Raw genomic sequence first — 25629 nt, 5'->3', positions numbered from 1 at the left:
ATAGTTTTATATAAACCGTTAAAATTTGTAAAAGCTTAGCATTTTAGATGAATTCCAAAGATACAAGAACTCAATTTCTGAATTTTTTCAAAGGTAAAGGACATAAAATCGTTCCTTCTGCGCCAATGGTCATTAAAGATGACCCTACCTTGCTTTTTACAAATGCGGGTATGAATCAGTTTAAAGAATATTTTTTAGGTATAAGTCAGCCTAAAAGCTCTAGGGTGGTAGATACTCAAAAATGTTTACGCGTAAGCGGTAAGCACAATGACCTAGAAGAGGTAGGTAAAGATACTTATCACCATACCATGTTCGAGATGCTTGGCAACTGGAGTTTTGGAGATTACTTTAAAGAAGAAGCTATTACCTGGGCTTGGGAATTATTGACAGAGGTACTTAAAATTGACAAGGATAGTCTTTATGTATCTGTTTTTGAAGGAAGTAATGATGCCGATCAATTAAAATTAGATACAGAAGCTTTTGAACTTTGGAAGGGTATTGTACCTGAAGATAGAATCATAATGGGCAACAAGAAGGACAACTTCTGGGAAATGGGAGACCAAGGACCATGTGGACCATGTTCAGAGATTCATGTAGATATTCGTTCAAAAGAAGAGAAGGCAAAAGTTTCTGGGGCAAGTTTGGTAAATCAAGACCACCCACAAGTGGTAGAGATTTGGAACCTGGTATTCATGCAATACAACCGTAAGGCAGATGGTTCATTAGAAAGTTTACCGGCCAAGCATGTAGATACCGGTATGGGTTTTGAACGTCTTTGTATGGTTTTACAAGGAGTACAATCTAATTATGATACGGATATTTTTACACCGCTAATTCGTGAAATTGAGACCATAACCAATTCTAATTATGGTAAAAATGAAGAAATTGATATAGCTATACGTGTTATCAGTGATCATATACGTGCGGTAGCATTTTCCATAGCAGACGGGCAGTTGCCTAGTAATACGGGTGCAGGTTATGTGATTAGAAGAATTTTAAGAAGAGCTGTACGTTACGGGTTTACATTTTTAGATACCAAAGAACCTTTTATGTTTCGTTTGGTAAACGTACTCACTGATTCTTTAGGTGATGCATACCCTGAATTGAAAGAACAAAAGCAACTGATTGAAAATGTAATTAAGGAAGAAGAGCATTCTTTCTTGAAAACCCTAGATCAAGGATTATTGTTGTTGGATACGATTATAAAAAATACAAAAGGTAAAACTGTTGATGGAGGAAAAGCTTTTGAGCTGTATGACACCTTTGGATTTCCTATAGATTTGACGGCTTTAATATTAAGTGAAAAAGGATATCAGTTAGATGAAGTCGGTTTTGACGAAGCCATGCAACTGCAGAAGAATAGGTCAAAATCAGCATCTTCGATATCAAAAGAAGATTGGGAGGTTTTGCTAGAAGATAACGAGCAGGAATTTGTTGGTTATGATATGCTAGATGTTGAAGTGAAAATTACAAAATACCGTAAAGTAGTTTCAAAAAAAGAGGGAACACAGTATCAATTAGTATTTAATTTGACTCCATTTTACGCAGAAGGTGGCGGTCAAGTAGGCGATAAGGGCTATTTAGAGGATACCCATGGCGATGTTGTTTATATAACCGATACCAAGAAAGAGAATAATGAAATTATTCATTTTGCCAAAAACCTGCCTAAGCATTTAGGGGAAAGTTTTAAAGCGGTAGTCGATCAAAAACAACGTAGTAGAACAGAGGCTAATCACACGGCGACACACTTATTGCACCAAGCTTTAAGAGAAGTTTTAGGTACCCATGTAGAGCAAAAGGGATCATCTGTACATTCAAAATATCTGCGATTCGATTTTTCTCATTTTTCAAAAATGACATCAGAAGAGTTGCAGGAAGTAGAGAGTTTTGTAAATGCTCGAATAGACGGGCAATTACAACTTCAAGAAGACAGAAATGTACCTATGAAAACCGCAATTGAGAATGGGGCTATGGCTTTGTTCGGTGAAAAATATGGCGATGCGGTAAGAACAATTCGTTTTGGACAATCTATAGAGTTATGTGGTGGTACACATGTAAAGAATACTGGAGATATTTGGCAGTTTAAAATTAAATCTGAAGGTGCGGTAGCTGCAGGTATTAGAAGAATTGAAGCAATTACAGGCGATGCCGTTAAGGATCTTCATACCGATAATGATAAATTACTTTCAAAAATAAAACATGTTCTTGGTAATAGTCAAGATCCCGTAAAATCCGTTTCAAGTCTACAGGAAGAAAACAGTAGTCTTAAAAAGCAAGTAGCCGAGTTATTGAAGGATAAAGCAAAGAACCTAAAAGGTGATTTGTTATCTGAACTTAAGGAAATAAATGGTGTGCAGTTTCTTGCTAAGAAAGTAGATTTGGATGCTGCAGGAATAAAAGATCTAAGCTTTGAAATGGGCGGTAATAAAGATAATTTGTTTTTACTGTTCGGTACAGAGCAAAACGGTAAAGCATTGCTGTCTTGTTATATATCAAAAGAGCTTGTAGCTTCTAAAGGATTGAATGCCGGTACTATTGTTCGTGAACTTGGAAAGTATATTCAAGGCGGAGGTGGCGGACAACCATTTTTTGCAACTGCAGGTGGTAAAAATCCAGATGGTATAGCAGAGGCATTGGTTAAGGCAGAAGATTATTTGAAATAGTCATTCATTGTTTAAGAAATTCGTAAAAGATAAGAAATCAAATAAATGAATCTCTTAACCAAAATACCACTTTTAAAGGCGAACAATCAAATTGACTATTCAAGCCGATTGTTACTTTTGGGTTCTTGTTTTTCAGAGAATATTGGGGCTAAATTATCCTATTACAAATTTCGTGGATTGCAGAATCCGTTCGGTATTTTGTTTCATCCTTTGGCAATTGAAAAACTTATTCAAAAGTCTATTCATCAAGAGGTGTTTACTGAAAAAGATGTGTTCCATACCAATGAGCAATGGCATTGTTTTGATACGCATTCTTGCCTAAGTAATCCGTCCAAAGAAAAAATTATTTCAGATATAAATGATGCTGTAGAAAGTACTTCAGCTCAAGTAAAAAAAGTCAGCCATATTATCATCACTTTAGGTACTGCGTGGGTGTATCGAAATACGTCAAGTAATGAAGTAGTCGCAAATTGCCATAAAGTACCACAATCCAATTTTACGAAAGAATTGTTAAGTGTTGATGAGGTAACCGAAAGTTTGAAGCGAATTATTGTTTTGGTACAGTCTGTAAATCCTTCGGCCCAATTTATTTTTACGGCTTCTCCTGTTCGGCATTTGAAAGACGGTTTTGTAGAAAATCAATTAAGCAAATCGCACTTGATTTCTGCTATTAATAAAGTTTTAGAGGAGAATAAAATCTCATATTTCCCTAGTTATGAGCTAATGATGGATGAGCTTCGAGATTATCGTTTTTATGCTAAAGATATGGTTCACCCAAATGAAGTGGCAATAGATTATATCTGGGAGAGATTTGTTGAGGTGTGGATTGATGATCCCACTGCCGTGATGAGAAAGGTTGATGAAGTTCAGCGAGGTTTGCAACATAGAGCTTTTAATCCCGAAGGAGATGCTCATCAAATTTTTTTAAAATCGTTAGCACAGAAAATTGCGTATATAAAGAAAGATTATCCGTTTATGGATTTTAATATTTCAAAAAAATGAGAAAATTTGTAGCTGGCGTTTTAATCACTTTGGCAATTGTTTTCATTGTTCGTTCTTGTAATAATGACAAAGAAGATAAATCTATTCTAGAAGAAAATTCTATGCTCATTCAGCAAGAAATTACCAATGTTTCTAAATTAGTGGTAACAGAAGGGCATTTTGCTGAGGTCTATAATTACAAAGACTCGAAAGAACTTTTTGGTCCGTTATTAAGGGCGGAGAAAAAAGCATTGGTTGTGGTAAATGCTAATGTAACAGTGGCTTATGATTTAAGTAAGATTGAATTTGAAGTGGATCAAGCAACCAAAATGGTAAAAATTAATAGCATACCAGAAGCAGAAATTAATTTGAATCCAGATTTTGAATATTACGACGTCACCGCAGATTACCTTAACCAGTTTGATGCGACTGATTACAATAAAATTAAGAAAACTGTCAAAGCTTCTTTGATGAAAAAGGTAGAAGCCTCTGCACTGCGTACCAATGCCGAAAATAGGCTGATTAGCGAATTGCAAAAATTTTATATTCTTACCAATTCTATGGGTTGGAAATTAACATATCAAGAGCAAACCATAGAATCTTTAGAAGGGCTGCAAGCGATCAGGCCAGCAATTTTACCGTAGCTAAGTCTAATCCGTCATCTATTAATTGTCCTAACTTAGGCTGGTCTAATTTTATGTTTTCTAAATGGGCTTTAATATTCTCTGCTAGTATTTTTTCATTGCTTAGAATTGCCAACTCATATATTTCAATAGGTAACAACCAGTCATTCGGAAATTTTTCTTGTATTACCTCAAAAACCTTTGTCCTAGAGATAATGGTATTATTTCCCTCTCTAAAATCTCTGATTAGTTTATAATATGACTCCAGTTCAGAATATGTTTCACTTGTGGTATTTTGATTTCCGGTGCTTAAAGAATGGTCTAGCAAATCAAAACTCTTTAAATCTGCGGGACCATGATAGGCAGAAACAATTTCTTCTCCGATCGCCATATTGTATAGCTCTTTATTAGACTCAAAAAGAATGGTGCCTTTATGGGTCACTTTACAATTTTCAAAGGTAATTAGAATGATGCGTCCTTGAAGGTTGCGTGTGCCTGTAACTATTTTTCCGGTAACATTGACTCCACCGGTAAAATCAAGTGAAACAATTTCTCCTTCATATATTTTATAGGCTTTAAGGTCGCGCGGACTCATATCTTCAATAGGAATATTGATTCCTTTAAGTCTGCCAATAGGAGAGCCAAAACCGGTTTCATGTTGATTGATATCTTGCCCTACCAATTCTTTTTCTCGATATGCCAAAGCAGATTTTCCTTCCGTTTGAAAGTAAATGGGTTTTCCGTCATGAGAAAACAATGATTCAAAATTACCAGATACCTGCAAGCCAGTACTAAGTTCAATAGTGCCTAATTCTTTAGAGTCTATGAGCTTTTGTAATCCTGATAGTCCGCCTATGCGTAATGCCATGGTATTGGCAAAATCTTCTAAAACCTGACTTAAAAAAGCAAAATCGGGAGTTACGAATAGTTGCGGTTGTTTTTTGGTGATATCAAAAGATGTTTTAGCCGCTTCTATAGAGTAAGGTAGTTTTTTGACGTTGTCGGTCATACACCACTGACTTTCGCCAATAGATGATAACAATCCGGCTCCATAAATCTTTGGGTCTTCTAAAGTGCCTATAAGTCCATATTCAACGGTCCACCAATGTAAATTTCTGATTAAGGCCATTTCGCTGGGTTCACCCATATTTTCTTGAAGGTATTCAATATGCTTTTCAGCCTTTTCAATTTCTTCTAAAGGTGTTCCTTTAGCTTCTTTTATGATAGATAAATGGCGTACAGCTTCATACAGCTCAAAATCTTTTGCACTTGAAATAGCTTTACAGCCTATTTCCCCAAATCGTCTTAGATATGCAGCATATTCAGGGTTAGCAATTATTGGTGCATGACCTGCGCCTTCGTGTATAATGTCTGGTGCAGGTGTATAGGCAATGTTTTCTAACTGGCGAATATCTGAAGCGATGACCAATACATTATAAGCTTGAAATTCCATAAACGCAGCAGGAGGAATAAATCCGTCAACAGCAACAGCGGCCCACCCTAAATCCTTTAAAATACGGTTCATGCCATACATATTGGGGATATTGTCAATGGAGATTCCTGTTTTGCGCAATCCTTCAGAATAAGAATTATGTGCAACCTTACTTAAATAATCTACATTCTTTCGCATTACATAGCGCCATACTGCCTGGTTAATAGGCGTATAGTCCTCATAGTTTTGAGGTTTAATGTATTGTCTTAAATGCTTTGGAAGCTTGTCTAAAATAGGATTGCTTTCATATTCGTAAGTACTCATGCCCTAATTTTTTTTGCGCTAGATTCATATTGTTTCTTTTAAATATATGATTTAAAGACTAATTATGTGTTAGTATTGTTTAAATTAGGAAATAATACTTTAAAGTATAAATAAAAAAGGAATTGGGTCTTTTTAAGTGCGAATAGCAAACATAAAACAGGAAAAAGTTATGATGGAAAAATTAGATGACATAGATCGAGCGATATTAAAAATATTACAGAAAGATGCCAAGACGATTGCTAAGTCTATTGCAGAACAATTGGGGTTGACAAAAACTCCCGTTTATGAGCGTATTAAAAGGTTGGAGCAAGAAGGGTTTATAAAGAATTATGTCGCAATCTTGAATAAAGATAAAATTGAAGAAAGTATCACCGTTTTCAGTTTTGTTTCTTTAGAAGCTCAAAAAGGAGCTATGATGGATGATTTTTTTGAGCAAGTTATGAAATACCCAGAGGTGGTAGAGTGCTTTGTAGTGGGTGGTGAGTTTGATTTTCTTTTAAAAGTAGTGGTCAAAAACCTGGACGCCTATTATAATTTTGCGAAATTCAAAATTGCTTCTTTACCAAGTATAGGTGGTGTAAAGAGTGCTTTTGTTTTAAATGAGGTAAAGAACGATACTCATTTTCCGTTGCTATAAATAACAAGGGCTTGCAGATGATTTCATCTACAAGCCCTTTTTTTAGGTTGTACTTTTATTATTTCATTGCAACCGCATTAGGTGGGTATTGCTCTAAAATTTGAGAAACGAATTCTCTAATACGTTCTTCTTTTTTAGCGATATTTTTAGTGTTGGAAAGTGTACCTACACCTTTACCTTGCCAAACCAATTCGCTGGTTTTATTATCGATAAGGTCAATGTAAAGAGAACCTTGTGTACTTGCGCTAACACTAGTACCGCCGCCCCAGCCAAAACCAGGTCCCCATGCCCATGGGTTATAACCCCATCCCCAGGCGCCACCCCAGCCATAGTTGTTATTGTAAACATCGACTCTTTCTTGTTCTTTAGTGAAAATACTAACTAAAATATCTGGTGTTTCAGACTTTACAAAGCCTCTAGAGCTCATTTCGGTTTCAATAGCTCGTAAAATACGCTTCTTGTCCAAATCTGATATCTGAGCTTTATCTATGCCGGTTTTGTAAAAGGCGTAAGATTTATAACCGTTAAAATCAACTTTTTGATCGTAATCAGAAAGTACGCTGACCGATGAGCAAGAAGTGATAAAGACTAAAAGTAGTAGAGGTAAACCAAGTAATTTGAAGCTTTTCATAACGTTATATGTTTTAAGTACTTATTTTTTCTAATAAAAACATTTGCAAATATCATGCCGAGCTATGTTAAAATTTACTGTGTATTGGTTTTAGGATCATAGCCATAGGGGCAATGTCGGCAACCACTTTCACAGCAATACCCTCGTTTAAGATGATATTGTTTGGTAAATACCCGAAAGCCGTTTTCAGACCAGTAAAAATCGCCTTCTTCAATAGGTATTATTTCTTTCATTTGATTAATGCCTTTTTATAGTATAAAGTTACTTCTTTCTGTTGATAACCTAAAAGGAAGAGGTTATGAAGGTAGTCGTAAAAGCGCTTAAACGGTATTTTGACCATTAAACGGTTTTGTTGGCAACAAAAACTGGTAATTTTCTTACAGTATAATTTTGGCTTTATCTTTGTTATAACATTATCAAATTAAATCTATGATATTGGTTTTTAGACATTTCTTCTATAAAAATTATGTGGGGCTCTCACTATGGCCTTTTATATTTTTAAAAAATGGAAGTTTAAAAAATGATGATGTACTTATAAATCATGAGAAAATTCATTTGCGTCAGCAACAAGAATTATTGATTCTTCCTTTTTATGTTTTGTATTTGACCGAATGGGCAATTCGTGCAATTTGTTATTTAGATACCTACAAAGCTTATCAAAATTTAAGTTTTGAACGTGAAGCTTATGTTCATGAAAATGATATGGATTACCTATATAATCGCAAAACATTTAGCTTTATTAAATATCTTTGGCGGTAAATTCGCCCTACTTGCAAAGCATTAATCAATTAGTTGACCATCCATTATTAGCAGAAAAGCAAGTTAGTCTTGTTATTAAACGCGAAGATTTACTGCACCCATTTATTTCAGGAAATAAATACAGAAAACTCAAATATAATTTATTGGCTGCCAAGGCAGAAAATGAGCATACCATATTAACCTTTGGTGGCGCATATTCTAACCATATTGCCGCTACGGCTTATGCGGCAAGAGAAAAAGGTTTTAAAGCCATAGGGGTAATACGTGGCGAAGAACTTGAAGGTTCTTGGCAAATGAATGCAACATTAAAGAGGGCTAATGAAGATGGTATGCGTTTTAAGTTTGTAACTCGAAGCGATTATAGAGAAAAAGAGAATCATGTATTCATTGAAGATTTGAGAAAAGAATTTGGTGATTTTTATTTAGTACCAGAAGGTGGTACAAATGAATTGGCAATAAAAGGATGCGAAGAAATTATTACCCCTGAAGATAAAGAATATGATATTATATGTAGCAGTGTTGGTACTGGCGGTACGGTATCCGGATTGATTAAGTCTTCTTTTTCACATCAAAAAGTGTTAGGATTTTCGGCGTTGAAAGGCGATTTTTTAAAAGATGAAATTGAAAAAATGGTGGACAATAAACATTGGCAGCTACTAACCGATTACCATTTTGGGGGTTATGCAAAAATATCTGAAGAACTAATTCATTTTATAAATGCGTTTAAAGAAAAAACCAATATTCCTTTAGATGCCATTTATACCGGAAAAATGATTTTTGGGTTGTTCGATATGGTTAAGCGTGATACTTTTGCGGCAGGAACCAAAATTATGGCAATACATACAGGTGGTTTGCAGGGTATTGCTGGCATGAATAGTGTACTGAAAAAGAAAAATTTACCTTTGTTGAATATATGAAAAAGATAATTTTATTGTTTTTGTTAATTGGGATCGGGTTATCGTCTTGTAAATCCAAGAAAAGATACTCAGACCAGCTACGTACCAAAAACGTACAGACCGAACGTAGAAAGTCAACTTCAGATATTTCTAAAAAAGAAGGAAATGCAAATCTACCTGCAGAGCCATCCAAATTTATTCTCTTCCATATAGATTCTCCTTCAGAATACATAAGCACATTTGCAGAGACAGCACAATTAGAGATGATGGGCTACGGTATACCGGCAAGTATAACCTTGGCACAAGGACTTTTGGAAAGTGGAAACGGAAAAGGAGAATTGGCTATGAAAACCAATAATCATTTCGGAATTAAATGTCATAAAGGTTGGGAAGGTGATTATGACTTTCATGATGATGATGAAAAGGGAGAGTGTTTTAGAAAATATAATCATCCCATGTATTCTTTTAGAGATCATAGTATATTCTTGACAACCAGGTCTAGATATGCATTTCTATTTGATTTAAGACATAACGATTATAAAGGGTGGGCAAGAGGTTTAAGAAAGGCAGGTTATGCTACTGATCCAAAATACCCGCAAAAACTGATCTATTTAATAGAAAAGTATGATTTGCAAAAGTATGACAGGCAAACTAGAAAAGCCAATTATGAAAACACAACGATAGTAACAAATGATGCTAATAACATTCATACAGTGCAAAAGGGTGATACCTTGTACTCATTATCTAGAAAGTATTATATGAGTGTCGATGAATTGATGAAGTTGAATAATTTACGCAGTGCGGACTTGTCTATTGGGCAGCCTATTAAAGTCAAATAATAGTAAAATTGATTAAGAGAATGATTTATCAAAGAAGTAGTGCCTTGTTTACTGAGGCAAAGAAATATATACCTGGTGGCGTTAATTCTCCGGTACGCGCATTTAAAGCTGTTGGCGGCGACCCTATATTCGTTAAAAAGGCAAAAGGGGCGTATTTGTATGATGAAGATGGTAACAAGCTTATAGATTATATAGCATCTTGGGGTCCGTTAATTTTGGGTCACGCCTATGAACCTGTAATTAATGCGGTAGTAGAAAGAGCTCAGAACGGTACATCGTTCGGTATGCCAACAGAAATAGAAACAGAGCTCGCTAAATTAGCTATCTCTATGGTGCCGAACATGGATAAGATCAGGTTCGTAAATAGCGGTACAGAGGCTTGTATGAGTGCTGTGCGTTTGGCAAGGGGATTTACGGGAAAGGACAAAATCATAAAATTCGCCGGATGCTACCATGGTCATTCAGATTCGTTCTTGATCCAAGCGGGTAGTGGTGCGGTTACTTTTGGTAGTCCTAATAGTCCTGGTGTTACACAGGGTACGGCAAAAGATACCTTATTGGCAGATTATAATGATTTAGCGGGCGTGAAAGAATTGGTACAAGCTAATAAAGGTGAATTAGCAGCAATTATTATTGAGCCAATTGCCGGGAATATGGGTTGTATTGTACCTACGGATGAATTTATGAAAGGGCTACGTGACATTTGTACCCAAGAGGGAATTCTATTGATTTTCGATGAGGTAATGACCGGATTTCGTTTGGCGAAAGGTGGAGCACAGGAAGTTCTGAATATTAAAGCTGATATCGTTACTTACGGTAAAGTTATAGGTGGCGGATTGCCAGTAGGAGCATTTGCCGCTAGAACTGAAATAATGGATTTTCTTGCTCCTGATGGTCCCGTTTATCAAGCAGGTACCTTAAGTGGAAATCCGTTGGCAATGAGTGCAGGTTTGGCCATGTTGACAGAATTGAACAATAACCTTGAAGTATTTAAAAGTCTGGCAAAAAAAGCAGAATATTTACATGAAGGCATTGCGGCAGTGTTGACAGAGAGAAAGGTAGCGCATCAAATTAATCGTTACGGTAGTATGATATCGGTACATTTTACGGATGAGCCCGTAGTTGATTTTGCTTCTTCAGCGAAAGGAAATAATGAAACGTTCAAGAAATACTTTCATGGTATGTTAGAGAGAGGTGTTTATTTACCGCCAAGTGCTTTTGAAAGTTATTTCCTAAATGATGCTTTAAGTTACGAAGATTTAGACGCTACTATAAATGCGTTGAAAGAAATAGAGCTATAGTGTAAACATATTAACGCTGGTTGAATAAATAAAAAGAGCCCTCATTTGAGGGCTCTTTTTATATGCAGTATGTTCTATCCTGAAATAAGTTGATACACGATCGACTTAATTCTGAACTATTCATTAGAGGAACGCTTTCCTTTTTTGTAGCCTTTATCTTTACCATGACCACGTATTTTTTTTCTGTGGCTCATTTTCTCCCATTTTTCAAATTGATCAGCACTTAAAATAGATCTCATTTCTTCTTTACGTGCAATTTGATGATCTAATCGCTCATTTTGCATAGCGTATTTTTCATCTGCAGTCAATACTTTTTTGCCATCTTCTTTGCTAGCTTTTCTTTCTTCAATTTTTGCTTTTCTAGCAGTAGCATCTTCGGTAAGAATAGTTTTGATTTTTGCCTGTTGCGATTCATTTAAATCTAATGCTAAGGTCATTTTTTTGGTTTGTAAAGTAGCTACTTGTTCGGGAGATAAATCCTTCAGGTCGCCTCTTTTACCCTTCATGTTATGATCTTGTGCAGTTACCGATATTGTTGCCATTACTAAAATGGCCATTAGTATTTTTTTCATATTTATTGTTTTAATTATTTGGTTCTTTGACATGAATATTTCAAATAGGTTTAATGGCAAACCTCATTTTAGTAAAAGTTTAACGGCAGGGTAAAGTGTTTAAAACAAAAAAGCACGGCTGTAGGTGGCCGCGCTTATAAGTAGGTAAATATTGTAAAAATTTTAATTTGCTGGTGTTCTGCCCTCCATTGTTTTGTAAGGGTTAATAACGATATCAGCTTCTTGATCGTATGTGTTTGTTACGATCTCTTCTTGTACATTATCATTAGTGTTTTGATGGTATACAATAGAAGCACAAATGAAACAAACTAGGTAAATAAGACTTTTTAATTTATTGGTCATGATTTGGGGGTTTTAAATTCATTGCTAATCTAAAAAAGAATAACGCATGAAAAAGCCCATTGTTGTGTAATGGGCTTTTTTTGATGTCTAGAATATTTAAAATGTGGTTAATACATTTCATTCGTCGATGATATAGGTTTTTCATCGATAGAGGTTCAAAATTGGTATTTCAACGACTATTTATTTAGGGTCTAAAATGACGTTAATACGCTCAGAAACATCGTCGTAATGATATTTCGTCATCATATCAGAGTTTCTATTCCTCGCGTTTCTAATATCGCGCTTTAAAATGTTCAGTTCTGCCCTTGTAATTGTTCTAATGTCAGATTGGCTAGTGTTGACAACTGTTGATTTTCTGTAGCCACCGAAATCAGAAGCTTTGGCTTGATTATCTGCTGTCAACAAATATTCTAAGCGATCTATATGGGCTTTTTGAAGGTTTCTTCTATAGGTGTCAATGGCTTTTCCAGATTTAGCTTCAGACCAAATACCTTTTCTTAATTCGCTCATCATTTGTGCCAAAGAATAAGAATTGTCTTCATTTACAGTCTCATTTTCGATCAAACGTGCCATTTTGCCTAAACCAAGTACATTATTAAGGGTACGTACTTGCATAGAACGCATTTGCTCTAAGAAGCCGGAGTATTCTGTGCGCTCCAAAATATCTTGATCCAACATCCACATTGGGGTTTCGAAGAGTTGTTCGTGAAGAAAAGCCATAGCTCTTTGTTGTTTTTCTTTTGGTACAGCTGTGTAAACAGCACCTTCTTGGTCATAGGTCTTGTGGTTTTCATAAACTCCGCCAATATTGTTGGAAACGTGACCCATGTATCTATTGAATTGAGAGAATACTTGACCGTATAGTTTGTCAAGGTCTTCGTATGTTTTACCATCTTCTGCGGTCCACTCAATTAATTTTGGAACGATCCTTTTAAGATTGGCAATACCGTATTCGCTAGCTTTCATGGCATCATCACCTAAATCTTCGGTTTGTGAGCTAGGATCAACGATATCACCTACCTGTTGGTGACCAAATCTATATAGTGGATCACCGGCATGAGCCATAATCCATTTGTCTAAAGTAGATTTTTCTTCTTCAGCAGTGGTATTCGGTATAGGTTTGTATCCCCATTGAATAGCGTACTTGTCGTAAACACCAATATCTGGCATTAATGCCACACCTTCATCACCAGGTTGTGCTATATAATTAAAACGCGCATAGTCCATAATAGATGGAGCCGTACCATATTTCTGAGTAAAAATTTTTGAACGTAAAGAATCTACAGGGTATGCAACACTACTACCCATGTTGTGCGGTAGACCTAAGGTATGACCAACTTCGTGAGACGATACAAAACGAATTAAGCGACCCATTACATCATCGTCAAAAGATACTCCTCTAGCTGCCGGGTTAATAGCCGCTGTTTGTACAAAGTACCAATTTCTCAAAAGAGTCATTACATTATGGTACCAATTAATATCAGATTCTAAAATTTCACCGCTACGAGGGTCACTAACATGAGGTCCGTTTGCATTTGGTATTGGTGATGCTAAGTAACGTACTACAGAATAGCGTATATCTTCAGGAGACCACTCTGGGTCTTCTTCTGCAGTAGGTGGTTCTTTTGCAATAATTGCATTTTTAAAACCTGCAGCTTCAAAAGCAACTTGCCAATCTTCAATACCTTGTTTAATAAACGGTATCCATTTTTTAGGGGTAGCTCTATCTACATAATAGATAATTTGTTTCTTAGGTTCTACAAGTTCACCGTTCTTATATTTTTCGAGATCTTCATCTTTCACTTCTAAACGCCATCTGTCTAAAAATTTGATAGTCTTACTTTCTTGGGCTTCTAAACCATAATCTACTTGACCACGAGCAAACCAACCAACACGTTCGTCAAAGTATCTGCGTTTCATTTGTTCTTCAGGTAATAATACCATAGAGTTATTAATTTCTACAGAAATAGAACCTAGCGTTTGGTTACTGGGAGCAGCACTTGCCAAATACGTTTTTACGTGGCGTACTTCAACATTTAAAGGGTAACTCTTAATAGATTCAATATAGCCTCTACCTTCATCTAAGCGAGATACCTTGTATCTTTTTCTAAATCTATCTGGCATACCAAAAGCTTTGGTATCTTTTATGAAAATATCGTTGACTTCAATAACGGTAGTGGGGTTAAGAGAATCTTTTTGAACAGCCTTAATGTCGAAGGAATATAAAACGGGTTCAAAGTTTGAATTTACCACTGCTTCATGTACTGGTAAAGAATCTGCAGCAACTACATCATGAGATACTACACGAAGCAATACTTTTTTGTCTTTCTTTTCCCATCGTAAAACCTGAGTGTTTATTTTACCACCACCAAAACCAATGCCCGATGCAGTTTTAGACATTCGGCTTACCATCAGCATTTCTTTATTGAAAAGGGAATCGGGAATTTCAAAAAAGTGATTATCGTCAACTACATGCGTAGTAAAAAGTCCGGCATCACTAACGGCATCTTTGGTAATAACCTTATCGTAAGGTTGAATTTTATCTTTTGAAGGTTTTTTAGATTCTTGCTCCGTATCTTTTTTCTTCTTTTTAAAAATTTGGGCTTCGGCATTCTGGTAGCCGAAAACACATACAAATAGCAATAATTTTACTAGTAATTTTCTTTTCATTTGTGAGTTAGTTTGGTAATCTTTCAAAGATTGAAATAATATCTGGAACAAATAGTTAATAATTTCTTAAGCCTATTTGTAACAATACACAGATAATGACGTCTATTAAGTAGGAATAAACATTTTTTCATTTCTGAATTAGTCGATTATAAAGTCTTTGCAATTGCAAAGGCTTTATTTTTTTAGATGATTCTTAGAACAACCACGGAAGCACAAATTGGAATAATCCAATTAATAAAAACACGGCAATAAGGTTTAGGATAATACCCGCACGTGCCATTTCATGAACTTTAATGTATCCACTGGCAAAAACGATAGCATTTGGAGGTGTTGCCATGGGCAGCATAAAGGCACAGCTACTGGCAATGGTAATAGGTATAAGTAAATAAGTGATGGGTAAGCCTAGACCAATGGCAATACCTGCAACTACCGGGGCTAGAACAGCTACAAGTGCTACGTTGCTCATTAGCTCGGTCATGAACAACATTAGTAAAATCAATAAAGACGCTGTTAGTAATATGCTCAGATCGCTTTGCCCTATAACTTCCGCTACTAAATCAACAATACCAGAAACCGACATGCCTTTTGCTAATGAGAGTCCGCCACCAAATAATATTAGAATTCCCCAGGCTAGCTTTTGAGTGTCTTTCCATTCTAAAATGAAATCACCATTTTTAAGACTGAAGGGAAATGTAAAGAGTGCAATAGCAGCGAACATGCTGATTAGTGTGTCAGTTAATCCTAAACTTGGAAATATGGAATTGATCAATGTTCTAAAGACCCAAAGAAAAATAGTAACTCCGAATATGGTTAGTACCATTTTTTCTTTCCCTGATGTGGGGCCTAGTTTGTATAGCTCCTCATGAATAATGGTTTTTGATGCTTTAAATTTTAAGCCTTGAGTAGGAAAGAAGGCTTTTACCAGAACAAGATAGCAAATGGAAATCATGATAAGGGAGAATGGTAGTCCAATAATCATCCATTTAAGAAATGATATTTCAATATTGTATTCATTTTCTAATAAGCCAATTAGCACTGAATTTGGCGGGGTGCCGATAACAGTTGCGATACCACCTGCATTGGCAGAAAAGGCAATTCCCAGCATTACGCTCAGGGCAAAATTACGGTCTCGCTTTGTAAATCCGTCTTCATCTTCTATCAGTAAATTAATAACCGACATGGCAATGGGTAGCATGACTACGGTACTCGCCGTATTACTGATCCACATACTTAAAACAGCGGTAGCGATCATAAAACCAAGAACTACTTTATTCGCCGTTGTTCCCATAAGTCTAATGATATTCAAGGCAATACGTTTGTGAAGATTAACTTTCTCTAAAGCCAATGCCATGACAAAACCTCCAAAAAATAGAAAGACTATAGGACTGCCATAATTTGCTCCAACATCGCCAATGGGCATTACTTTTAATATAGGGAAAAGGAGTAGGGGCAGCAATGCGGTTACAGAAATAGAAACCGCCTCGGTAACCCACCAAATAACCATCCAAAGTGCAACAGCTATGACTGCGTCTGCATTTTCAGAGATGAGTACATTGGGTAAAAGAATGATAATAAAAAATATGATAGGACCCGTAAACAGACCTATTTTTCTACTTAAGTTCATGCTGGTTGGTTTAGCCAGCTTCTAAGCTACTATTTTTTAGCTATTCGTTAACCGCTATTTCAAAATTTCAACATAGAGAACGCCGTCTTCTTTGTAAATTTTTGCTAATTGCTGCTTTGTGATTCCTTTGATGCCTTTGTCCCAAGCTTTGTTACTTAAGTCAGACTTCGTTTTAAGGGTGTCAAGTTCCATCTTCTTTTCGCCCTTTAGAATATCGAAAATTACCTTTTCGTTTTCAGATAATTGTAAAGGCTTCTTCTCAGGTCTCATTTGAGGGAAAAACAATACTTCTTGTATAGATGCATTATTGGTCATCAACATCACCAAACGGTCAATACCGATACCGATACCAGAAGTTGGTGGCATACCATATTCAAGAGCTCTAAGAAAATCTTGGTCAATGAACATTGCCTCGTCATCTCCCTTTTCAGAAAGTTTCAATTGCTCTTCAAAACGTTCTCTTTGGTCTATAGGGTCATTAAGCTCAGAGTAAGCGTTAGCCAGCTCTTTACCATTTACCATAAGCTCAAAACGCTCGGTCAATGCAGGGTTGTCTCTGTGTTCTTTGGTCAACGGACTCATTTCTTTTGGGTAGTCCGTGATAAATGTTGGTTGCACGTAGTGGTGCTCACATTTTTCACCAAAAATTTCATCGATCAGTTTACCGACGCCCATAGTATCGTCGACCTCTAAACCTAATTTCTTAGCGGTTTCGCGTAATTCGTCTTCTGGCATGCCTGCAACATCATAACCAGTATGTATTTTTATAGCTTCAAGAATTGGCACACGCGCATACGGAGCCTTGAATTCAATTTCATGCTTTCCTACCGTTATTTTTGTGGTACCGTTAGAATCCATGGCAATTTTCTCCAATAATTTCTCTGTGGTATCCATCATCCAGTTGTAATCTTTGTATGCAACATACAATTCCATTACGGTAAATTCTGGGTTATGGGTACGGTCCATTCCTTCGTTTCTAAAATCCTTAGAGAATTCATAAACACCATCGAACCCACCAACTATTAATCGTTTAAGGTAAAGCTCGTTGGCAATTCTTAAGTACAAAGGAATATTCAGTGCATTATGGTGTGTTAAAAAAGGTCGTGCAGTTGCACCACCAGGTATAGGTTGCAGAATAGGAGTCTCAACCTCTAAGTAACCCTTGTCGTTATAGAACTCACGAATACTATTGGTGATTTTGGTTCTTTTAATGAACGTTTCTTTCACCTTTGGATTCACTACTAAATCTACATAACGTTGACGGTAGCGTAATTCTGGGTCGTTAAATTCATCATATACATTACCTTCCGCATCTTTTTTAGGTAATGGTAGGGGCCTAAGCGATTTGCTCAACATGGTAAATTTTTTCACCATAATGGTTTTTTCACCAACCTGAGTGGTAAAGAGATCACCTTCAATACCGATGATGTCACCAATATCCAGCAATTTCTTGTAAACATCGTTGTACAAGGTTTTGTCTTCGCCAGTGCAAATTTCATCTCTGTTAAAATAAACTTGAATACGACCGGTACTATCTTGAAGCTCGGCAAAAGAAGCCTTACCTTGAATACGACGAGACATAAGTCTACCGGCAACAATAACCTGTTTGCCTTCTTCGTAATTGGTTTTTATACTTGCCGATGTGGAATTTAAAGGGTATAAAGCAGCGGGATAAGGATTAATACCCAGTGCTCTTAATTTTTCCAATTTTTCTCTTCTGATAAGCTCTTGCTCCGATAATTGCATGCCGTCGTTTATTTAGCTGGCAAATATAATCGATATGACTTAATCTTTCAATCTTGTAGACACTAAAGGATAGAGTCTTTCAACAAATTTTTCATATGCTAGTACCGATGGATGCAAACCGTCAGTAGCGACCAATTCCATTTCGTTTAATCCTTTTCGGGTAATGTCGGTAATATCAAGAAAAGTAACTCCTTTTGCTTTCGCTGTAGATTTTGCAAAATAGTTGTATTCGTCAAGTTCAGTTGAGATTTGTTGATTACCATTACTTTGTCCGTACGGAGTAAAGTAATAATCAGGAATTGAGAGTACAATAACCTTATTTGAGTCATTGCCTGCTAGACTAATAACTTTATTTAAAAGGACCGTAAATTCGGTTTCATATTGAGAAAAAGGTCTCGATTTAAACTGGTTGTTTACGCCGATTAACAAAGTTACTAAATTATAGTCAGCAGATTCTCTACCACTAACAGAAGAGATAAGTTGGTCTGTTCTCCAACCCGTTTGTGCAATAATGGTTGTATTGACTACACGATTTTTGTTTTCTTCTATTCTAGTACTTTACTGAGCAGGAAAGCTATTTTCAAAAGCTACACTTTCACCTAATTGTTTGTGTCTTCTGCTATTTGCGCTGATCTTATTTCCTTGGTCTGGCTGCATGATGGTAAAAAGCTAAACAGAAAACTAACTAAGGTCAATTTATAAATAAGGTGTGAGTATTTCATGATAACTTAGCGTAATAACTTTTGCGAAAGTTTTAAAAGTTAGGATAAAATACTCAATTAATCACCGGTAATGGATTGTTGAATATTATTAATCGAAATGTAATGATGACGTATAATTGGGAATGTATTCCTGTTGCGAAATAATTTTTAAGATATCATTCTCTAAGGTTGTTATGGGCGTTTCAATGATTCTGTTTACTTCTCTTCCGTATTTATAAAAGATAAAGGTGGGAACTCTGCGTATGTTGAGTCCCCATTCTTCACCTTGCGGACTCTTCTTGTACGATTCTTTACGTTTATCTAGGGCAACAATTTTTAAGTTCTCTATAGGGTAGTTTGCAGATTTTAGAATTTTAAGAAATCTAGGAACTTCGCGCCTACTATCGCCACACCAGGTGCCCATAAAAATCAAAATCTTAAATGATGATAGTTTGTCTTTAAATACCTCAATATTGTTTTGGTCGGTTTCATAGTTTTCAAAGTTTTGTTCATACCATGGTTTGTAGGTGTTAGATGAAAGTGCATCTATAGTAATTTCTCCCAATAAAAATGCTTGTTGATTCTCAATATTTACCTCTTGATTGATTTTTTGAGCGTTGATATTGATGGCGTAGCTTAAAAATAAGGTGATAATTAACGATGATAATTTCATGATTTTCGGTTTAAGATTAGACCTGAAAATTCATGAAATTATTAATGAAAGCTTGATATATAAGGGTGGAAATGGGTACTAGACCCTAGGTGGAAATTTAAAATTTTATTGAAAGCGTTTCTTTATTTCTTCTCTTGATGTTACTTCTAGTTTCTTGTAAACGTTGTTAATATGGGTTTTTACAGTACTTACGCTAATAAACATGACTGCGGCAATTTCTTTGTTGGTTTTGTTTTTTAGAATTTGTCGTACAATGTTATTTTCTTGCTCGGTTAGCTTTGCTAAAGACTCTTTGTGTAAGTTGAGTGAAGTTCTTTTTTGTCTCAAAATTAAAAATATATTCAATGAAATAGAGAATAGAAGCAGTGCAGGTAGAAGCCATTTCCAGTAATTAGAGCTAGGCGAATTTCTATTGGCTAATTGTTGGTCGATGTTAATTTCGTTTAGATAAAAATCGGTAAATGATGCGTTAGGATAGTTGGATACTAATCTCTCACCAAGTTCATTGTAATAATTAGTCTTGCCAATATCCTTTAGATAATAGGTATATGTTTCATTCCGCTTGTCTGATAAAAAATTGAAAATATAAAGTTCGGCCAAGGGTTCGTTTAAATTTTCTCCGAGCTCCTGAAATGTCTTGAACCATTTTTTAGAATTCAGTTTTTTATTTGCATCACTTCTAAATTCACTAAAATCAAAAGCCATTTCTTCCTTTAATATATCAATATTTAAAAATGCGGCCGATTTGCTGTTAGTAGAAGTTATTTCGCAAAGGGCTTCGTTCGCAAATGATGTGGGGAAAATAACGGTGTCATTATTATTGGCGATGAATAGAATACTTCTGCTATGCTCACAGCTGCCAAAAAAATGTTCTGCATTGGTATTGGCTTCAGTACAGTCGTCTAAATGTATTCTATATATTCTATTTTCATTATTAAGATTATCCCCTGTGAATTTAAAATGCCCTAAAGAGTCGGTAGTAGTTTTTTTGAGAATCTGTTCCATTGAAATTCTCCCAAACTTTCGGTAATCTTCAATGATAGAGAGGTAAATGGTTTTTTCGCTTTGTTGGTCGACAATTTGACCTTCGAAATTGTATTGAGATAACCCTTTGAAGCAGGAAAGAAAAATAAAAATAAAAAATACTGTTCTGAGCATTGAAAAGTTCTAAGTAATAAAATTAATGGATTTTGTAACAAAGCGTGCGTAATTGCGACATATAAGGTACATCAATCAATCAAAATAATAATCAAATGAGTTTAATTCGAGTATTACTAGCCATATTTTTTCCTCCTTTAGCAGTTCTAGGTAAAGGTTGTGGATCTTTTGTAATTGTTCTACTTTTGACTTTTTGCGGCTGGGTACCAGGTGTAATCGCTGCATTGGTCATATTGAATAATCCTAACTAGAACCTAAATACATGAGATTTTTTAAAATTCTAACTGTTGTTTTCATAACAGTATTTGTTGCTGCCTGTAATTTTACAGAAGAAATTTATTTCAATGAAGATGGGTCTGGTAAAATGAGCATTCTTTTTGATGGAAATGAAATGATGCAAATGATACCAGAAACTGATTCTACAGAATTAGATAAAGCAATAGATTCTACTTTAGTTTTTAAAGATTTATTAAGAGAAAAAAGGGATAGCATAGCACAGTTATCGCCAGAGGAACAAGCTAAGCTCAAAAGATTAGAGCCTTTTAGTTTACGAATGGTAGTCGATCCAGAAGGCGGAGTTATGAATTTTAATATGTTTACAGACTTTAAAAAAGTATCTGAAGTAAATGATGCCTTCAATGCATTTCAAAATGCCAGTTCAGTTGGTCCTATTGCAGGTGGTAAGACAATGCCCGGTGGTGCTACAGAAGAAACAACAACTGTCAATTATAGTTTTAAAAAGAACACTTTTAAGCGTGAGACAGTAATCTTAAATCAAGAGTTGTTTGAACAAAGTATAGATAGTTTGGCAAGTGCAGAAATGTTTTTGTCAGGTTCTACTTATACGTTCAAGTATCATTTTCCAAGACGTGTAAAATCTACGAATATTGAAGAAGCTACATTTTCTATGGACGGTAAAACTATGGTGCATGAAGTTAACTTCTTGGAGATGATGAAGGATCCGGAATCTATGGTAATTGAGGTGGAGTTAGAAAAATAGGCTTTTGCTTTTCATATCTTTGTAAGATGAACAAGAAGGTGAACGTACAAGATTTAGGTCTTAAAGATTATAAAGAAACTTGGGACTATCAAGAACAACTGTTCAAGGATACTCTAGACTTAAAAATACGGAATAGGAGAGAGGAGTTGAATTTGGATACTCCCAATCATTTTCTTTTTGTAGAACATCCACATGTGTATACTTTAGGTAAGAGCGGAGATATGTCTAATCTTTTGGTAGATGAAAAAGTATTGGAAGATAAAGGTGCCACTTTTTATAAAATAAATAGGGGAGGGGATATCACCTATCATGGTCCCGGTCAAATAGTTGGTTATCCTATTCTTGATTTAGATAATTTCTTTACAGATATTCATAAATACCTTCGTTTTTTGGAGGAAATGGTTATTTTAACTTTAGCAGAATACGGAATAAAATCTGAACGATCACCTGGGGAAACTGGTGTGTGGTTAGATGTTGGTACCCCGTTTGCACGTAAAATATGTGCTATGGGTGTAAGAGCCAGTAGATGGGTGACCATGCACGGTTTTGCATTGAATGTAAATGCCGACCTAGGATATTTTGATATGATGATCCCATGTGGCATAAAAGGGAAAGCCGTTACTTCTTTAAACGTAGAATTAGGTAAGAAAGAAGTTGATATGGCTGAAGTAAAACAAAAACTCCTCAAACATTTTCAAATACTTTTTGAAGCCGAAATAAATGAAAAAACCGAGGTGTAAGCCTCGGTTCAAAAGTTGGTATTTGATTAAGTTATTATTTGCTATGTGCCGTTAGCAAGGTGCTACTCATAACATCGCCGTTTTTCTTATACGTTTCTTGCTTTACCATGCCAACCCCTTCTGCGAGCCAAACTCTAGACGGGTAAACTTGGTTGGCCATCATCATTTTAGAGCGATTTTCACTATATAAAACAAAGCAATCGTAAGTACCAGAGGTAGTAGTAACACTTTCTTTTTTCTCTACCTTTCTGTTGGTCATATCAACGGTCATATTCATATTAATGCCGCTCATGCTAATTTTCATGGCAACGTTAGCATCTTTAAGGTTTTGACCTACGCTGAGCGAATTCGGTATTTCGATATCATTACCAGATATCTCAATGTCCATGTCACCGTACTGTTCCATCATTTCAGTAGGTAGTAAAGATTCGTAATCTAAAGTAACTATGTTGTCTTTGCAAGTTAGATTGTAGCTTGTACTATAAACATCTTTCCCTTTGCTATCTTTTAAATTTATAGACATAGTAGCAGTAGTGGTATCGCCATTATGGTTTGCTTCAATTACTTTGTAGCTGCTAACGCCTTCAACTTTCCCTTTTTTGTTGTAGTTGGTGTATTCCATTGAAACACCTTCGTTCATTGGGTAAAATTTGCTACAATTATCTTGAGCATACAGCGACATGATTCCCGCTAATAACAGTAATGTGATAAGTAATTTGATTTTCATTTTTGCACAGTTAAAATTCTGATTAATAACTATTTAAAAATAAGAAATTTAAATTATTTTATAAGAATATATGTGTAATCGGTGTATAAGTATTTATGAATTCTACAGACAAGTGTATCATCGTATTTTGTAAACCTTGATACTGTTTTCTTGATCTTTAAATACAAACTCTGGTTTTTTATTTCCGTTTATATCTGCCATATCAATTACTGAGCTACCAAAAATTGGGAAATTTGGAATTGATTCAGCCTGACTATCGTAGAGATATATTTTCTGATTTTGTATATCGGTTACGGAAACGTAAATTTTATCGTTTAGGTAAAAAATGGTTGGTTTTGAGTAAACCCCCAATTCTAAAGAAACTTTTTTATCACGTATTTTTAAAACGTTATCATTCATGATTGCCAAAGTTCTAGAAGTGGCATCTATACCGTGATCTTTTGCTAGTTTTAGATTGCTAGATGAAACTTTGCCCTGAGAATCGATTTGATATAATATACCTTCGACAGAAGTAAAGGTAAATTTGTTCTGATACAGTTTAATGTCATTATCAGAAAATGAGAACTTGTCTTTAACGTTGATCCTAGTTTTACCTACCCTGTTGGTAATTTTTAATTGACCATTTTCTAATTTGAAAACGATATAGTCTTTTTTGCCAATTCTAAAATGCTGAGGGGCATCAAGAATATTAGCTTCGGCAATATCATAAGTAAAACCTTTAACCACGTCTCCTTTACCATTATACATAAACACATTCTTATCTTGAGTAACAACAAAACGATAATTTTTGCGTCCCTCATAGTCAAATACGGCTAGAGGATTTAAATTTCCGCCAGTGTATTTTTTGGTAAACGGTTGAACCTCTTTTCCGTTTCTATCTAAAATTAAGAACTCGTTATTTGTAGTAAATGCCAATTGTAACTTTCCGTTTTTAAATAGATCGACCTGCTGAACCCTACCCTGTATAGTTCCGTTAAGCTGTTTTTTCCAAAGAATCTTTCCACTATTAGAAATTAAATAGAGCGTATTTTCTTGATCTTGAACTATAATTTCTTTTCTTTTATTATTGTGATTCGTTACAAACTGAGGGATGGTAGCTAAATCTGTGTCAAACTTTACTTCAAAAGCAGAAGAAACAGAATTTGATTCCTCTTCTTTTGTAATTTTTTTAATTAGGAAATTAGTGTGAAAGAATCCCGCATCTGCTATAATTTGAGAGCTAAAGGCATAATCGTCTAATTTGCTATTTGCGAATAAATTGCCTAAAGTAATCGAGACCGATTCATTTACGTAGGAAACAAAACCTTTTAAATTGGAAATTGACAATACACTAGATGAAGAGGTAAGCTTGTTTTCGGCATTTTTAAATAAGGTAGTATTGTCAAAAGTGTTACCTGTTTTAATTTTGGTAATTATAGATTCTAGTGTACTCCTAGACGAAGAAAATATAAAAGTATTCTCAACGATACTAGCATATTTAAAAGAATGTTCTCCTATTAAAGGTGTTAATGGGTCGAAAATCTCAATATTGGGTTTTAATTCCCAAATTTCATTACTGCTATAATCTTCGGTAGATACTTTCGCTTCGTTAATAAAATCAAGTAGTGTGGCGGTACCGTATGTTCTCAAAAACAAAACATGTTCATTTTCATATTCCGTGATTCCAATTTCTTCTACAGTATTAAGTAGTGAGTCTAAGTTTGTGCTAGGGTGGTTGTTAAGCGTTTTATTATATGTGTATTTTTTAAAATCATCCAAACCAAATAAAGTAATATTATGGGCATCGCCTGGTGTTAGGTTCCATATTTTGTTTTGAATAGGCTTAGTGTTGTTTAATAAATTTAGGTATTGATTTTTATCAGCACTTGATTCCGCTACCCCGTTTATTATAATTTCGTTGTCATTTAAAGATAAGTCTAAAGACATCCAACTTGCAAAATTTGAAATTTGTTGATCATCAGAAAGTAATTTTTGAAATAACAATTCACCATTTTCTAAATCAATCCAGATATTTACAACCTTGTCGGTGTTCGAAACTTCATGAAAGCGCTTTAAGGATTCATTTTTTAACGGGTCCTCAATAGTGTTAATAAGGTTTTGTAGTACTGGCTGAGAAGAGCATAAGACCCAGTGGGTCTTGATAAAAGTACTGTAAAACGTATCGTTTTCAATTTTGTATTTGGTGATGACTATATCATTATAATTTAGTGTTTCAATACTTTTATTCGAAATGCTATCGCCATTACTAATAACTAAACTATCTGTTGATATATAAGTGTAATCTATTCGTGTGCTATCAGCTGATAATGCTATTAGACCTTGTTTCTGATTAGAAAGATAGCCAATCGGAGCTAGCATTTGCTTCACATCTATAAAGTGCTTTTGTGACTTAAGTGCATTCAAAATCTCATTATTTGAAAGCTCATCATTGAGCATTTCAAAATCATTTATTTTAAAAACTAAACTGGCATTGTCGGGAATTAAGTCTAAGATAGAATTCTCAGATTGTTTTTTAGATGTACAGGATATGCAGAAGAAAATGATTACTGCATATAATAATGTATGCCTCATACGATAAGTTTGTGTAAAG

Annotated in this window: 24 protein-coding genes; 11 read left to right on the top strand and 13 right to left on the bottom strand. The window is 35.2% G+C overall.

The window, feature by feature from the left end; genetic code table 11:
• Positions 1 to 47 precede the first annotated feature (47 nt).
• From alaS to DFQ03_RS16365, 3 genes are read left to right on the top strand one after another with little or no spacing between them, the layout of a single operon-like run.
• Positions 48 to 2663, top strand: coding sequence for an alanine--tRNA ligase (alaS, locus tag DFQ03_RS16375; protein WP_133674327.1), 2616 nt, complete (start codon positions 48 to 50; stop codon positions 2661 to 2663).
• A gap of 45 nt (positions 2664 to 2708) precedes the next feature.
• Positions 2709 to 3665: a GSCFA domain-containing protein gene (locus tag DFQ03_RS16370; protein ID WP_133674326.1), complete on the top strand. Its 957-nt coding sequence runs from the start codon at positions 2709 to 2711 to the stop codon at positions 3663 to 3665.
• On the top strand, positions 3662 to 4288 hold the full coding sequence (locus DFQ03_RS16365) for a DUF4230 domain-containing protein (RefSeq protein WP_133674325.1): 627 nt from the start codon (positions 3662 to 3664) through the stop codon (positions 4286 to 4288). The genes DFQ03_RS16370 and DFQ03_RS16365 overlap by 4 nt, the downstream gene beginning before the upstream one ends.
• Here DFQ03_RS16365 and DFQ03_RS16360 read toward each other — a convergent pair.
• Complete coding sequence (locus DFQ03_RS16360) at positions 4266 to 6023, bottom strand: aromatic amino acid hydroxylase (protein ID WP_133674324.1); 1758 nt, start codon at positions 6021 to 6023, stop codon at positions 4266 to 4268. The two genes, DFQ03_RS16365 and DFQ03_RS16360, sit on opposite strands and share 23 nt — an antisense overlap.
• Before the next feature lie 169 nt (positions 6024 to 6192).
• Here DFQ03_RS16360 and DFQ03_RS16355 point away from each other — a divergent pair, with 169 nt between their 5' ends.
• Positions 6193 to 6660, top strand: coding sequence for an Lrp/AsnC family transcriptional regulator (locus DFQ03_RS16355; protein ID WP_208295929.1), 468 nt, complete (start codon positions 6193 to 6195; stop codon positions 6658 to 6660).
• A gap of 58 nt (positions 6661 to 6718) precedes the next feature.
• Here DFQ03_RS16355 and DFQ03_RS16350 read toward each other — a convergent pair whose 3' ends face one another.
• Positions 6719 to 7291, bottom strand: coding sequence for a DUF4136 domain-containing protein (locus tag DFQ03_RS16350; RefSeq protein WP_133674323.1), 573 nt, complete (start codon positions 7289 to 7291; stop codon positions 6719 to 6721).
• A 74-nt stretch (positions 7292 to 7365) separates the two neighbouring features.
• Positions 7366 to 7524 carry a DUF5522 domain-containing protein gene (locus tag DFQ03_RS18890; protein ID WP_166637489.1) on the bottom strand — a complete coding sequence of 53 codons (159 nt, stop codon included), beginning with the start codon at positions 7522 to 7524 and terminating at the stop codon, positions 7366 to 7368.
• A gap of 196 nt (positions 7525 to 7720) precedes the next feature.
• Between DFQ03_RS18890 and DFQ03_RS16345 the strand changes: the two genes are divergently transcribed.
• The 4 genes from DFQ03_RS16345 to hemL are packed head-to-tail and all read left to right on the top strand — an operon-like array spanning position 7721 to position 11086.
• Positions 7721 to 8050 carry a hypothetical protein gene (locus DFQ03_RS16345; RefSeq protein ID WP_133674322.1) on the top strand — a complete coding sequence of 110 codons (330 nt, stop codon included), beginning with the start codon at positions 7721 to 7723 and terminating at the stop codon, positions 8048 to 8050.
• Positions 8051 to 8061: 11 nt separating this feature from the next.
• Positions 8062 to 8967, top strand: a complete 906-nt coding sequence (locus DFQ03_RS16340) for a 1-aminocyclopropane-1-carboxylate deaminase/D-cysteine desulfhydrase (protein WP_133674321.1) — start codon at positions 8062 to 8064, stop codon at positions 8965 to 8967.
• Complete coding sequence (locus DFQ03_RS16335; protein ID WP_133674320.1) at positions 8964 to 9785, top strand: glucosaminidase domain-containing protein; 822 nt, start codon at positions 8964 to 8966, stop codon at positions 9783 to 9785. Before DFQ03_RS16340 ends, DFQ03_RS16335 begins: the two co-directional genes overlap by 4 nt.
• Before the next feature lie 20 nt (positions 9786 to 9805).
• Entirely contained in the window at positions 9806 to 11086 is a 1281-nt protein-coding gene (hemL, locus tag DFQ03_RS16330) for a glutamate-1-semialdehyde 2,1-aminomutase (RefSeq protein ID WP_133674319.1), read from the top strand.
• A gap of 116 nt (positions 11087 to 11202) precedes the next feature.
• Here the strand turns inward: hemL and DFQ03_RS16325 are convergent, their stop codons facing one another.
• The 8 genes from DFQ03_RS16325 to DFQ03_RS16290 all read right to left on the bottom strand — a co-directional run bounded on the left by DFQ03_RS16325 (position 11203) and on the right by DFQ03_RS16290 (position 20572).
• On the bottom strand, positions 11203 to 11658 hold the full coding sequence (locus tag DFQ03_RS16325; RefSeq protein ID WP_133674318.1) for a hypothetical protein: 456 nt from the start codon (positions 11656 to 11658) through the stop codon (positions 11203 to 11205).
• Between the two features lie 162 nt (positions 11659 to 11820).
• On the bottom strand, positions 11821 to 12000 hold the full coding sequence (locus DFQ03_RS16320) for a hypothetical protein (RefSeq protein WP_133674317.1): 180 nt from the start codon (positions 11998 to 12000) through the stop codon (positions 11821 to 11823).
• Positions 12001 to 12180: 180 nt separating this feature from the next.
• Complete coding sequence (locus DFQ03_RS16315; protein WP_133674316.1) at positions 12181 to 14670, bottom strand: zinc-dependent metalloprotease; 2490 nt, start codon at positions 14668 to 14670, stop codon at positions 12181 to 12183.
• A 193-nt stretch (positions 14671 to 14863) separates the two neighbouring features.
• Positions 14864 to 16294, bottom strand: a complete 1431-nt coding sequence (locus tag DFQ03_RS16310) for an SLC13 family permease (RefSeq protein WP_133674315.1) — start codon at positions 16292 to 16294, stop codon at positions 14864 to 14866.
• Between the two features lie 54 nt (positions 16295 to 16348).
• On the bottom strand, positions 16349 to 18040 hold the full coding sequence (gene lysS, locus DFQ03_RS16305; protein WP_133674314.1) for a lysine--tRNA ligase: 1692 nt from the start codon (positions 18038 to 18040) through the stop codon (positions 16349 to 16351).
• Positions 18041 to 18079: 39 nt separating this feature from the next.
• Positions 18080 to 18589: a GDSL-type esterase/lipase family protein gene (locus DFQ03_RS16300; RefSeq protein WP_133674313.1), complete on the bottom strand. Its 510-nt coding sequence runs from the start codon at positions 18587 to 18589 to the stop codon at positions 18080 to 18082.
• 261 nt (positions 18590 to 18850) lie between these two features.
• Complete coding sequence (locus tag DFQ03_RS16295; protein ID WP_133674312.1) at positions 18851 to 19414, bottom strand: TlpA family protein disulfide reductase; 564 nt, start codon at positions 19412 to 19414, stop codon at positions 18851 to 18853.
• A 105-nt stretch (positions 19415 to 19519) separates the two neighbouring features.
• Positions 19520 to 20572, bottom strand: coding sequence for a helix-turn-helix domain-containing protein (locus DFQ03_RS16290; protein ID WP_133674311.1), 1053 nt, complete (start codon positions 20570 to 20572; stop codon positions 19520 to 19522).
• Positions 20573 to 20667: 95 nt separating this feature from the next.
• On the opposite strand from DFQ03_RS16290, the gene DFQ03_RS16285 reads away from it, so the two are divergent.
• The 3 genes from DFQ03_RS16285 to lipB are packed head-to-tail and all read left to right on the top strand — an operon-like array spanning position 20668 to position 22312.
• Positions 20668 to 20823 (top strand): YqaE/Pmp3 family membrane protein, encoded by a 156-nt coding sequence (locus DFQ03_RS16285; RefSeq protein ID WP_073240341.1) that lies wholly within the window; start codon positions 20668 to 20670, stop codon positions 20821 to 20823.
• Positions 20824 to 20834: 11 nt separating this feature from the next.
• The gene (locus DFQ03_RS16280) at positions 20835 to 21572 is read left to right on the top strand and encodes a hypothetical protein (protein WP_133674310.1); all 738 of its coding nucleotides are present in this window, start codon (positions 20835 to 20837) and stop codon (positions 21570 to 21572) included.
• A gap of 26 nt (positions 21573 to 21598) precedes the next feature.
• Positions 21599 to 22312, top strand: coding sequence for a lipoyl(octanoyl) transferase LipB (gene lipB, locus DFQ03_RS16275; protein WP_133674309.1), 714 nt, complete (start codon positions 21599 to 21601; stop codon positions 22310 to 22312).
• Between the two features lie 34 nt (positions 22313 to 22346).
• Here lipB and DFQ03_RS16270 read toward each other — a convergent pair whose 3' ends face one another.
• Entirely contained in the window at positions 22347 to 23039 is a 693-nt protein-coding gene (locus DFQ03_RS16270; RefSeq protein ID WP_133674308.1) for a TapB family protein, read from the bottom strand.
• 117 nt (positions 23040 to 23156) lie between these two features.
• The gene (locus tag DFQ03_RS16265) at positions 23157 to 25610 is read right to left on the bottom strand and encodes a ribonuclease HII (RefSeq protein WP_133674307.1); all 2454 of its coding nucleotides are present in this window, start codon (positions 25608 to 25610) and stop codon (positions 23157 to 23159) included.
• Between the last annotated feature and the right edge of the window lie 19 nt (positions 25611 to 25629).

The organism is Maribacter caenipelagi (assembly GCF_004364175.1).
Classification (GTDB): Bacteria; Bacteroidota; Bacteroidia; order Flavobacteriales; family Flavobacteriaceae; genus Maribacter; species Maribacter caenipelagi.
Note: the sequence above shows the minus strand (reverse complement) of the source record. Positions and strands in the feature narration are given on the sequence as shown.